Raw genomic sequence first — 13212 nt, 5'->3', positions numbered from 1 at the left:
GCCTATTTTAAAAATAGGCTTCGTTTTTTGTCATTTTATTTATCAACCGACGTATTCCAAGGAATAGCTCCAGGGAATACTTCAAGACCTTTTACATGGTCACGAGCTGCAACGATACGGTGATGGTGTCCAACAATGGTCATTGGTAAATATTCATCCCATAAGTATCCTTGTAGTGTGTCCCAATGCTCATCTGCATCTTCCTGCGTAGTAGATAAACGAATTTGCTCCATCAATTCTGTAATTTGTGGATCGCTTGTCCAACCGCCCCAGTTTGGATCTAAAGCTAATAACTGAGAAGGTGATGTAACGAATGCAGTGGATGTAACAAAGATATCCCAGTTTGCAGGATCGTTACGACGATCAATTGAAGTAGCCCAATCATAAACATCTAATTTTGCATTGAAGCCTGCACTTTTAAGCTGTTCTTGAGCAACAACTGCTGTGTTGTACATGTAATCATAATCACTAGTTGTCATGATAATGATTTCTTCTCCGTTATATCCAGCTTCTTCCGCTAGCTGTTTTGCCTTTTCTATATCATTTTGATTATAAGATTCACTTCCAGCAGAGCTTGCCCAGCTCGTTTGATCTGTACTCATATAACCGTGCTCAAGCTCATATAAATTTTCATTTGCAAAGCTTGCAAGCATAATTGCTTCTGTATTTAAAGCAGCATTTACTGCTTGGCGCAATTTTGCATCTGACATAATACCTTCTTTTTTATTATAGATGATATTTTGAGTGCCTGATGGAGCAACATACATATTAACACCATCCATTGATTGTAGCTGATCATAGCTATCAAATGGCATATTGTCGGCTACATCATATTCGCCAGTTTGGATTCCAGCTAAACGAGTAGAATCATCTGCAACAAAATAATAATATACATCATCTACAAGTGCCTCTCTTTTACCGCTTATCGCGCTTGCTGCACTATCTATTGACTGATAATCTTCAAATTTTTCTAAATGAATATACTGGTCTTGTCTCCATTCAGTAAATTTGAATGGTCCTGTACCGATGTATTCACTAACACCTGATTCTGTTGCTGATTCAACGATTTCTTTTGGCATTATTGGTGTATATTGACCTCGTCCTAATCCAGCCATGATATCGAGTAAGTCGGAAACAGGTTCATCTAATTCTACAGTAACTGTATATTCATCTGTCTCTTGGAATGCATCATTCCCGATTGTATCTGACAAAGGAGAGTTCTCAAGCCATCTGTTCATTGATGCGACTACATCTTCTGCTTTCATTTCTTCTCCATTATGGAAAAGTACTCCTTCGCGAAGGTTAAATGTGTAAGTCAATCCATCGTCGCTTCGATCTATCGATTCTGCTAGTAATGGCTGTGGTACTAGATTTTCATCAAGAGCTACTAATGTTTCGAAAATATTCCTACCAATTTCCATCATGATAATTGCTGTAGAAAGATGTCCATCTAATGTAGGCGGTTGTGCACTAACTGCAATTTTTAATTCTCCACCAGCTTGTACCTCTTGTTCCTGCTCCTTCTCATCATTATTATCTTGCTCGTCTGTGTTAGAGCTCTGACTACAACCAACGATAAACAAAGCAAAAACCGCAAAGATTGCCAAAAATGTTTTTTTCATTCTGAATTCCTCCCTGATGTGTGTTAACATGCTAGTTTGAAACGGATTTTGACACTTATGATAGCATTTTAATAATATACGAATCATGAAAGCGTTGTCAATATTGAATCATGCTAATTGCTACGATATTCTGAAAACGGTAAATTAAATTATTCGAAAAATATTCTTGTAATATCTATCATATTTTCTGGCGTAGATTTAAAGGAAGCATATTGTAATAACTCTATTGGAGGGGAAGGTTATGTATCAAGCATATCAACAAAACTTCTTAGATTCGATTGCTCATGTGAAAAATAATATAGTCAAAGATCCACATGGAGAAAGAGTACTTTCCGGAAGAATGATATTAAAGGGTGGAATGGTAGTTGATCCATATAATCAAAAAGAAATGGAAACGGATATTGCTATTATCGCAGATGAAATCGTGGAAGTTTCTGATGTCATTCCAGAAGAAAAGGGAGATGTAATTATCCCCTGTGATGGGTTACTTGTTGTTCCTGGATTAATTGATGCACATTTACATTTAGGAGATTTATTTGAAACCTCTGTTCAACCGATTTTTGAAGCGGCACAGGATGGGGTTACAATGGCATTTTCTCCAGGGGCAGGAAATACCTTTATGGCACCCTCTCTCTTAGCAGCTGAGGTGGATCGCGGAATACCGCTGAATATAGGATTGCTACTTGGTGCCCCTAATATTTTGGGAACCATGTTAGATGTAGAAGAATTAATTGCTTTGTTTAAGGGTGAGCTTGCGGAAGAGACCGCAGCGCAGAAAATGACACGAAATGTTTTTGCCTATTTAAATTCTCCGTTTATTATTGGGTTGAAAGATCATATGGGACATTATATTATGCCAGATGAAAAAATTGATGCTATATATGAGATTACTTCCAAAGCTAATTTAATGTTTATGTCACATACCCAGTGTCCAGAGCACGCGAACCGTATCGTTGAACTGTCAAAAGGAAGAAAACTTCATCTAGCACATGCGACAGCACCAGGTGGTGGAACACATGGAGATCCAGTAAATGCAATGAAAACAGTGATGGAATTATGTAAGCTTGAAAACGTCTCTGCAGAATTTGTTACTTCTATGCTTCGTCCAGGATTAGGGAATCGTGATGGTTTATTAATGACTAAGGCTTCGCAGCAAGTTGCTTATGACGCCTTAGAAGCTGGTGTTGTAAAAATTTTAAATTCGGATGGGCAAAGTGCAGCAACAATGAAAGGATTTGGTGATACACGTGATAATATTCCGGCACTATTAGAAATTGTGGAAGCTGGGATTCTTTCTTTGCAAGATTCGATTGCAACGATGACAGCAAATGTTGCTGAACTAATGACACAGATAACAAAAAATCCTTGGTGGAGTGAAAAAGTAGGGCATTTGGGTGTGGGAGCATTAGCTAATGTGACAATTATTGATAGACGGGATAAAATGGCAACATATACTATTGTAAACGGAAATTTAGTAGCTTTTGAAAACCGTATTATCCGAAGTGGAAATGGTGCAGGGAGATTAGTAAGCAAGTTTGGAACATTACGGAATCTAGGAATTGGCCATCTCCCGATGTTTTCTTATAAAAATGACTAGAAAAAAAGCTTCTGATTATCAGTAATATGTTAATCAGAAGCTTTTTGGGGAGATAAGGAAGTATAAAAGTTTTGCACCAAATTTATTCTTATTCAGAGATAGCCTATGCGTCGAAAAACGTAGAGATTGGAGTGGCGCAACCGAGATAAAGGAAACACGTCCCTTTAGGTCGTTACGTCGTGTACCTAGCCTGTAAGGGCGCGACTTGCGCTTTTCGTTCATTATTATTTATCATCTTGTAAAAGTCCAAGCTCTCTAGAATGATCGAAATCAAATCTCCCAGCTGGATGCTTCTTTGTAGGTAGCATAGCAACAAGTGGTGCTAACTGTTCTTGAGCTACCTCATACACACGGCGTAATTCTTTTACAGGATCTATATGTTCATCCACACGTAAGTCACAGAAAGCATAATCTTCTTCATGCACAACGTATAATGCAGCGGATTGTCTACCGCGTTTATCGCCACCAGCAGCTTGCCCTGCTTCTAATGCACAAAGCAAACGATCAGAAAGCGTCAAATCTGCGTTTTTTTCAAATGCCTTAGCTGCAGCTGCTACTGTGTTTTCATCCACTAGCATATTCCCTGCTACTGCATAATTTTCTCCTGTTTTATGCCCATACCATGTGTCACATTGATCACCTGAGTAAGAAATAGCATTTCCATCTTTATCAACAATAGAAAATTGGCGCTGTTCAGGTAAAGGATCCTCTGCTAACACTTTATCTGCTACTTCTTGTGCAGAAAGGCCTTGCTCCAAATATTTCAGGCCATTAATTCCGATATATGGGTTAACAAATGATTGTGATGCGATCGCACCAACACCTGCTTTCGCAAATGGACATAGTCCACCAACACCAGGAACTGCGGTGGAAACTGCAACACCAAATTGCCCAGTTTTTTCGCATTTTGCAGTAATTGAAAAAGTCATTTAATAACACTCCTTCGTTTTTTGCTTATTTGTATAATAGCATAGTAGTAGGTTTTCTACGATGAAATAGATTCATAGATTATTTTGTTTTTGCTAAATAGTCTAATGCATACATTGCGAATTCAATCATTACTCTTTTATGTTGTTCTAAATAATCCTCCCCAAGAATTTCTTCAATTTTATCTAAGCGATGATATAATGTTTGCCTTACGATAAATAAATCTTTTGCAGTTTCATTTTTAGCACCGAAGTTTTTAAAATAGATCTGTAAAGTTTTTAGTAGTTCTGTTCCTTTATTTTTATCATATTGTAATAGTGGACCGAGATAATCATTGATAATAGAATCTAATTCTTTCCTGTTCTTCATTTGATCAATTAAACGATATGTTGTCAATTGATAATAAAAAGGTTCCTCCAATGATGCAATATCCTCTTGGTATTTTAATGTAGACATTGCCGTTTGGAAGGATTGAGGAATGTGTTCAGGATTTTGAATTACCTTTCCGAAGCTAATCCATTTCATGAGATCTTGGCTGAAAATCATCGAGTTTGCTTGTTTGAAAAGTTGCTGTGATTTCGTAATACGTTTATATAGTGTGGTAGGTTCAAGTTGGTTTAATAGTAATAAAACATAGCAATGGTGTTCTCTCATACGAGTTGCAATTAAATAAAAACCGTGATTTTCAAAAATGGAACGAATGGTCATTAACGTGCCAGTAAGAAAACTATCATTTGCTCTCTTTGTTAATACCTGGTTGTTCTGTGGTACGACGCCAATGATCATATTATCAGCTTTTGCTTGTGGTACGATTTGGTGAATAGAATCTAAAATGTTATCTCGAGATAGGTTACCAGCTATTGCCTCTGTTAACCATTCGTTCTTTTTAGCTTGTTGAATTTCAATTTGTTGATGGAATTTCCAAAAGTATTGTGTTAGAAATTCACTACATCGATTTGCAGCAAACTGATCGAATACAGTGATTTGTTCTACATCTTCAATAATATATAGTGTGGCAATGACATCATTTAAAAAGTAGATTGGGATTGAAAAATAAGCATGTATCTCTATTTCTTGAAGCCATTGTATTCTTTGTTTAGCGGATGGGATAGGAAAAAACCACTCTTGCTCTTGATGCTGGATTAAAGCAATTTGTTTTCTCGTTCCCTGGTGCAAAATACGAATGAATTCTTCAATTGGTCCATTGGAAACTAAATTTTGATGCATCGTTCTATAAAGATTTTCTAAATCTAGCCAGATATTTTCTTGGTAATTTAATAATAATTTATGAATATCCTTAGTAATATCAATAAATTTAACTTCTTTATGAAATAAAATAATTGGAAAATGATGTTCCTCTGCTAATTCTAGCATTTCATTAGGCAAATCTTTTTTATCACCAGTTAATTCAATGCATAGAACAGATGCATTATTATCAATCAATTGTTCTAGATAATCAAGGGATTTTGTACGGTCATGAACCCAACTAATACCAGTAGTCAGAATCATTTCTTGCCCATGCAAAAGATGACCAAATTTATTTATTTCAACCACATGAACCCAATTAATGGTTTTATCTAAACCTTTTTTGCCAGTAATTACTTCAGCGTTTTCAAAATGGGGACGATGCAAAATATCCTTTACTTTTAATTCCATAATAATCCCTTTCTATTCATTGTAATTTACTTATTAGCAAACGATGAACTTTAGAGAAACGATTGTTTTATTTGTTAATTTTTTTTATTTTAAAGAAGTTCGAAGACATTTTAACATTTTGTCTAATGATTATCAATTGGCTAAATAGTTCCGCTTATTAATTATTTTAAATTAATAGAATAGGAGGGAGAAGGAGTGACATTTTGGCTTATTGCTAGTGTAACCATCTTAGCTATTACAGTAGTAGTATCTTATGGACCATATTTGGGTTTGTATGGTGACGTGGAGAAGAGGAGTGACAAAAAGTAAATGCAAATTCCTTGGACAAATGTAATTATTATTTTAATTTTAGGTGCAATATTTATTATTACAAGTTGGTTTATTTCTCGAAAGGTGTCTTCGGTTGACCAGTATGTTAGTGGAAGAGGGAAGCTAGGAGTAGCTTTTGGAACAACTTCATTACTTGCCTTTTGGATTACAGGTAATACGGTAATGGCAGGTCCAGAAGCTGCTTACAATGATGGTGTTTTAGGAGCCATTGGTTATGCAGCATTAGGTGGAATTGCTGTTATGGCGTTCGCACCATTAGCGAAACGAATTCATGAAGTGCTTCCTAATGGGCGAACAGTTGGAGATTTCTTTAAACATAGATTTGATCATAAGAACTATTATTTTTTTATTGCAATGTCTTTTATTTGGGTGTTTGGTTTTTTAATGACTCAAGGGATTGGTGGAGGTTTATTATTAGAGCAAATTTTTGAGGTGCCTTACGAGCTTGCGGTTATATTAACTTTTGCAATTGTAATTGTATATGCTTCTATGGGTGGATTTTCTTCTGTGACAGGTTTAGCCTTTATTCAAGTAATGTTAATTCTAATTGTTATAGTAGTTGTACCGCCATTAGTATATTTTACTACGGGTGTTGCACCTGTCTATAATGGAATGAAAGAATTAGATCTTGGCTCTCTCGATTTATTAGCACCAGCTGGTTTATTATTTTTATTTGCTGCTCCAGTGCTTGGAATCGGAGAGGTATTTATGGATAATACATTCTGGCAAAGGGCCTATGCTATTCGTCGAGATAGGGTATTTAGTATCTTTACTTTATCTGGAATTGGCTGGTGTTTTGTTCCGTTAGCGGTAGCAACTCTTGCTTTTGTTGCGCTTGGAACTGGTCAAGCACCTAAAGAAGTAAACCAAGTAGCACCATTTATTGCACAGGTTTATGGAGGAGAATTCGCATCCTGGGCATTTCTAATAGGAGTATGGGCGGCGCTTGCTTCAACAATTGCGGCTCTATTAAATGCGATTGTTTCGTTAGTTTTAAATGATGTTTACTTGAAAATGAAGCCTAAGGCAACAGGGAAACAACAATTGGCTTTTGCGAAGATAGCAACAATTACAATTGGAATTGTCGGTTTACTTGTTAGTCTACCAAAATTTACTTCTATGCTCCAAATGCTTATTTTCTTAGGAGTCATGAATGCAGCACTTATCTTCCCAATTGTATTCGGGCTTTTCTGGAAAAAGCTTAATATAAATGCTGCATTTTACGCAGCGATATTTGCTATAATAGGCGGTTATATCACCTATTATACAGTAGGTAGCTTACAAGGAGTTGTTGTAAGCGGTTGGTTATCCTTCCTAATCTGTTGGTTAGGAACATTAGTAGCACCTTCAGATTTCAATTGGCAGAAACTAATTAGAGTAGGCTTAGATGAAAAGGAGAGTGCAAAATGATTGTCTCGTTACTGTTTTTTAAGTTAATGGTTTGGGGAAGTATTATTGTTTCAGGTGTGTTAATGATTACAATATTTGCTTATTTTATTTATGAATTGAAGCAGAAACAGATTTGGTGAACTATCTTTATTTAGTAATAGATGGCACTTCTACTAGTAGTTAGATTCATTCGATTAAGATGAAAAAGCTTTTTTTATCTATGATATAGTTTCTTTAACAGGCTAATACAAATGAAGTTCGTTTTGCATAGATTACGATGATAATTTTTTAAAAGGGATGTTAGCTAAACTAGCATCCTTCTTTGTCCGTTATTTTAGAAGTCAGGAGATGTTCAAATGAAAGATGTTTTATTTAAATCTATTGAAGAAATAGCTTCATCCATAGAAAATAAAGAAATTTCTCCAGTAGAATTAACAAAGTTAGTGTTAGACCATGCAGAAAAATTTAATGATAAAGTAAATGCTTATATCACAATTACTCGCAAAGAAGCTGAGGAAGCAGCAGAAAAAGCAGAACAGGAAATTCTGAATGGCGTTTATCGTGGAAAATATCACGGAATTCCAATTGGAATAAAGGATAATATCTATATTAAAGAGAATATTTCAACGATTGGTTCGAAAATTCATCAACACTTTGTACCAGATCATGATGCGAAGGTGATTGAAAAGTTAAGGGATGGAGGAGCTATTTTTACTGGAAAGCTTAATATGCATGAGTATGCTTGGAGTATTACGAATAATAATCCACATTATGGAGCAGTACATAATCCATGGGATTTAGGGCGTATTCCAGGAGGATCTAGTGGTGGCTCAGGCGCTGCTGTTGCTGCACATATGGCATTTGCGGCATTAGGCACAGATACTGGAGGTTCCATTCGTATTCCTGCTTCAGCCTGTGGCATTGTTGGATTAAAACCGACATATGGTCGTGTCAGCAATGCTGGAAGTTTTCCATTAGCATCCACACTTGATCATATTGGACCTATGACAAAGACGGTAAAAGATGCGGCGCTAATGCTTGATATTATTGCAGAAACAGGGCAAGGAACGTTTACACAGGGACTTTCGGGTGATGTAAAAGGATTGAAGATAGGGATTCATGAAGACTTCTTCTTTGATCAAGTAAACCCAGAAATTGAATCGATAGTACATGGTGTTATTGAGCACTTAGTAAAGGAAGGCGCAGAGTTAACAACTTTTGATTTACCATCTATTGATAAATTGAAATGGGCACAATCTGTTATTTTACGTTCTGAATTTGCTGGACTGCATCAGGAAAATCGGATGCAGCGTCCTACTGACTTTGGCAAAGATATTCAAGACGAAATAAAGGAAGATCTCCCAACTGTTGTTGATTATTTACATGCCTTAGAGATAAAGAAATACTTGGAAGAGGAATGCAAAGCATTATTTAAAGAAATTGATGTCATTATTTCCCCCACCTTGGCAGTTATTCCTCCAGTCATTGGCGAAAGCAGGATTCAATTAGCTGGAAAAGAAGTAAGTTTATTTGACGGACTTCTTCGTTTTACTAATTTTTCAAACATTACTGGCTTACCAGCTATTTCAATTCCATGTGGTTTATCTGAAGGAATGCCTGTAGGTTTACAAATTATTGGAGCTTACTTTGAGGAGGCAACTGTATTAAATACTGCCTATGCAGTCGAGAAAATGAATTTAATACATCAAAGACCCAAATTATTAGAGGAGAATCTATAAATGACAATATTTAATAATATTACAGATGTACCAGGTATAAAAGTAGGTCACGCGGAAAATCATCAAGCATTGACAGGATGTACAGCTTTAATTATAGAAAATGGTGCAGTTTGTGGAGTAGATGTACGTGGATCCGCACCAGGAACGATTGGAACAGATGGACTTCATCCAATTCATTCCTTAGAAGAAGTGCATGGAATTATCCTATCTGGCGGAAGTATTTACGGTTTAGAAACAGCTAGTGGTGTGGTGCAATATTTAGAAGAACAAAAGTTAGGTAGTTCTTTTGGTGGTCTCACTTTGCCGTTAGTAGCAGGTGCAATTATTTTTGATTTAGGAATCGGAGATGGGACTATACGTCCAGACAAGCAAATGGGTTATGAAGCAGCAAAAAATGCAAAACGTGGTGTGTTTCCATTAGGGAATGTAGGCGCAGGATGTGGAGCAACAATAGGAAAGGTTGCTGAATTTCATCGTGCCATGAAAGGTGGTCTAGGTTCTGTTTCTAAAGTATTCCCAAATGGACTGGTAGTTGCTGCAATTGTAGCAGTAAATCCAGTGGGAGAAGTGCGGGATCCATCCACAGGAGAAATACTTGCAGGTACCCGTGACGATAATGGGAAAATTCGTAGCAGTATGGAATGGATGCTAGAGAATGAAGGGATTATGGCTCCAGCAAATACAAATACGACAATTGGGGTAGTGGCAACTAATGCAATTTTAACAAAACCTAAGGCGACAAAGGTGGCTGAAATGGCGCATAATGGTTTAGCGAAAACCATCTATCCCATTCATACATCAAGAGATGGAGATACAATATTTTCATTAGCAACAGGGGAAATGGAAGCATCTGCAGACCTTGTTGGTACATTAGCGGCGGATGTTATGGCAGAAGCAGTTATTGAAGCAACAAAAGCAGCTAAAGGGGTAGCTGGATTGCCAGCATATCAGGACTTGTTATAGAGACGATATTTTTAATAGTTGAGCAGTTTGCATTTGCATGCTATCTCAACTATTTTTTCTGTGAAAAGATACTAATTCCTTGCTTATTCGCATATAGGCTTTCCTTCTTATTTCGCATAAGTAAAACTTGACGGAAGCGAGGGAGAAGGTGCAAAATTAAATTAATATAAAAAGTAAAAATATTTCAACTTTATATTGTAAAAGTATTTGAGGTGTGATGCATTGGAGAAAGTTAAATTATTTATTAATGGTGAGGTTGTTACTGTAAACGCTAACAATGATGTAGTAGAAGCGGTTGCGGTGAAAGGAGATAAGATTTTAGCAGTTGGTACAACAGAGGAAGTTTTAGCTTTAAATGAAGATGGAGAAGCAGAAGTAATTGATTTAGCTGGTAAAACACTAACTCCCGGACTAATCGATGCACATCTTCATGTGACAACGATTGGAACAAATACTTTATCTGTCTCTTGTAAAGCAGAACATATTCATTCCATAGAAGATATTTTAACTGATTTAAGGAAGGCAAAAGAGAACACTCCAAAAGGAGAATGGATTCGTGCTTGGGGGTTTAATGAATCAAAAATTGCAGAAAAGCGTTATCCAACCATCGAAGAATTAGACGCTATTTCTAAGGAACATCCCATTTTGGTTGTCAGAACATGCACGCATATCTCTGTAGCAAATTCATATACACTTCAACTGGCTGGTATTGATAAAAACACACCTAACCCAGAAGGAGGTATTTATGAGAAGAATGAGCAGGGAGATTTGACAGGTTTATTAATTGAAAATGCTCATATGAATCTATTAGCACTAGCTTCTTTTTCAGATGAGGAATTAGATAAAGCACATGCAATTGCTTCGGATTTATTAGTAGAAAAAGGGATAACTTCTATTCATGATGCGACAAGCTTTGGACCAAGAAATATGCGTGCACTACAAAAAGCTGCATTAGAGGGGCTTTTAAAACCGCGTGTTTATGCAATGGTTGGAGCTTTGAATAATGCGGAAATAATTGTTGAACGTATGCTTGATGCTGGCATCTATACAGGCTTAGGAAATGAAAAATACAAGATAGGACCTGTGAAGCTTTTCTTAGATGGCAGTAGCAGTGGACCGACAATATGGACAAAAGAGCCTTACACAAGTGATCCGAACAATTACGGAGTTCATTATTATGAGCAGGAATTTGTTGATAAATTATTTGTGGAAGCTCATAAGCAAGGCTGGCAAATCACTGTGCATGCGCAAGGCGATGCCGCAATTGATATGATTTTAAATACAATCGAAAAAGCAAATGAAGTATGCCCGCGTCCTAATGCAAGACACCGTATTGAACATGCAGGAATTGCGACACCTGATTTGATTGAAAGAATGAAGAAGCAAGGAATTATTCCAACACCAAATCCAGCTTTTCTATATGAATTTGGAGATGGGTATTTGAAGAACTATGGAGAAAGAACGAACCATATGTTTCCGCTGAAAGATTATTTAGAAGCTGAAATTCCAGCGGCAATTACGTCAGATAGCCCGGTGACAGATTTTGCACCAATGCGGGGAATTCATGCTGCGCTAACTCGTAAAGCCTTTGATGGTCAAGAAGTAGGTGCTAACCAAAGTATCGATTTAATGGATGCAATTCGTATGTATACGATAAATGCAGCACATGCTTCATTTGATGAAGAGATAAAAGGAAGTATTGAAGTTGGCAAGCTAGCTGATTTAGTTATTTTTGATCGTGCATTACTGGAGGTTGAAACAGAAGAACTATTGGATGTTCAAGTAGCATATACAATGATTGGTGGGGAAATTGTTTACCAGCGCGAATCATAAAGTAATAGATGCGAAAATATAGATTAGCTCCACTAACAGGTGGAAAATGAACTAGAAGAAAGGGGATGGCAAATATGGGAATGGAGAATGAAAAGAAAATAATCTTAAAGGGAACACCGTACGAAATTGGATTTCAGCATGGTGAGGCAGTAAAGGAAAAGATTCATACGAGCATTCAGACATATGCGAAAATGTTTGAGGATACAGCATTTATAACATGGCAGCAAGCAATTGAAAAAGCGAAGCAGCATCTTGATGCAATTGAAAAATACAATTCCCGTTATTTAGATGAAATGGAAGGGCTTGCTAAGGGAGCTGGCGTAACATTTGAAGATATTTTAGCATTGAATGCAAGAAGTGAAATTGCATTAACGAATGCACCAGATGGTTGTACTACATTTGCTTTGTCCAAGCCTAAGACAACCAAGACATGGCTTGCTCAAAACTGGGATTGGCGTGCATCGCAAATCGACTCACTTGTTTATTTACAAATCGAGCAGAAAGGATTGCCGATCATTGAAATGATTACAGAAGCAGGAATCATTGGGAAAATTGGTTGTAATTCTGCCGGAGTCGGGGTTGGGCTTAATGCATTAATTACTAATGTATGGGGAGTGAAAGTGCCAATTCATCTTGGGCTTCGTGCAATTTTAGAGTCGACTTCCTTAAAGGAAGCTGTGAAAAAGGTTGATCATAATCAAATGGCATCTCCTGCCCATTTTATGATTGCTTCAGCTGCAGAAGGAATGGTGAGTATGGAGGTTTCTCCAATTCAAACAGATACGATTCAAACAGTGAATGGGATGTTAACACATACAAATCATTTATGCTCAGCAAATATGTTAAAGCTTATTCAAGAAACTCCAATCCCAGATTCTACGTCCCGCCTTGAAACAATAGATAGGTTGGTGGAGGGAATTGATAAGCGAGATTTAACAGCAGATGACTTTTTTCATGTGCTTGCTAATCATGAAGGCTATCCAAGTTCAATTTGTCGTCACCCAGATCCAACACAACCTATTCAAATGCAAACAAGAACAGTCTTTAGTATTGCGATGAATTTAACAGATCGTAAGCTGACATGGTTAAAAGGAAATCCATGTGAACATGGTTATGGAGAAGGGCGTCCTTAAAGATATTTCATGAAAACTATAAG

10 protein-coding genes are annotated in these 13212 nt (G+C 36.8%); 7 read left to right on the top strand and 3 right to left on the bottom strand.

Annotation, left to right across the window (positions count from 1 at the left end):
• Positions 1 to 35: 35 nt before the first annotated feature.
• Positions 36 to 1622, bottom strand: coding sequence for an ABC transporter substrate-binding protein (locus AB4Y30_RS15715; RefSeq protein ID WP_368653122.1), 1587 nt, complete (start codon positions 1620 to 1622; stop codon positions 36 to 38).
• Positions 1623 to 1863: 241 nt separating this feature from the next.
• Between AB4Y30_RS15715 and AB4Y30_RS15710 the strand changes: the two genes are divergently transcribed.
• Positions 1864 to 3219 (top strand): amidohydrolase family protein, encoded by a 1356-nt coding sequence (locus AB4Y30_RS15710; protein ID WP_368653121.1) that lies wholly within the window; start codon positions 1864 to 1866, stop codon positions 3217 to 3219.
• Positions 3220 to 3443: 224 nt separating this feature from the next.
• Here AB4Y30_RS15710 and AB4Y30_RS15705 read toward each other — a convergent pair whose 3' ends face one another.
• A complete protein-coding gene (locus AB4Y30_RS15705; RefSeq protein WP_368653120.1) occupies positions 3444 to 4148 on the bottom strand; it encodes a DUF1028 domain-containing protein in 705 nt (234 codons plus the stop codon).
• A gap of 79 nt (positions 4149 to 4227) precedes the next feature.
• A complete protein-coding gene (locus AB4Y30_RS15700; RefSeq protein ID WP_368653119.1) occupies positions 4228 to 5802 on the bottom strand; it encodes a PucR family transcriptional regulator in 1575 nt (524 codons plus the stop codon).
• Positions 5803 to 6111: 309 nt separating this feature from the next.
• On the opposite strand from AB4Y30_RS15700, the gene AB4Y30_RS15695 reads away from it, so the two are divergent.
• From AB4Y30_RS15695 to AB4Y30_RS15670, 6 genes are all read left to right on the top strand, one after another.
• Positions 6112 to 7542: a hypothetical protein gene (locus AB4Y30_RS15695; protein WP_368653118.1), complete on the top strand. Its 1431-nt coding sequence runs from the start codon at positions 6112 to 6114 to the stop codon at positions 7540 to 7542.
• Entirely contained in the window at positions 7539 to 7661 is a 123-nt protein-coding gene (locus tag AB4Y30_RS15690; protein WP_368653117.1) for a hypothetical protein, read from the top strand. Before AB4Y30_RS15695 ends, AB4Y30_RS15690 begins: the two co-directional genes overlap by 4 nt.
• A 216-nt stretch (positions 7662 to 7877) precedes the next feature.
• Entirely contained in the window at positions 7878 to 9260 is a 1383-nt protein-coding gene (locus AB4Y30_RS15685; protein WP_368653116.1) for an amidase, read from the top strand.
• Positions 9261 to 10223 carry a P1 family peptidase gene (locus tag AB4Y30_RS15680; RefSeq protein WP_368653115.1) on the top strand — a complete coding sequence of 321 codons (963 nt, stop codon included), beginning with the start codon at positions 9261 to 9263 and terminating at the stop codon, positions 10221 to 10223.
• Positions 10224 to 10445: 222 nt separating this feature from the next.
• Positions 10446 to 12056, top strand: a complete 1611-nt coding sequence (locus tag AB4Y30_RS15675) for an amidohydrolase (protein WP_368653114.1) — start codon at positions 10446 to 10448, stop codon at positions 12054 to 12056.
• Positions 12057 to 12130: 74 nt separating this feature from the next.
• A complete protein-coding gene (locus AB4Y30_RS15670; protein WP_368653113.1) occupies positions 12131 to 13189 on the top strand; it encodes a C45 family autoproteolytic acyltransferase/hydolase in 1059 nt (352 codons plus the stop codon).
• Positions 13190 to 13212 lie beyond the last annotated feature (23 nt).

Source organism: Ornithinibacillus sp. 4-3, assembly GCF_040958695.1.
Taxonomy (GTDB): Bacteria; Bacillota; Bacilli; order Bacillales; family Amphibacillaceae; genus CALAMD01.
The sequence above is the reverse complement of the archived record's forward strand: the minus strand, read 5'-3'. Positions and strand labels throughout refer to the sequence as shown.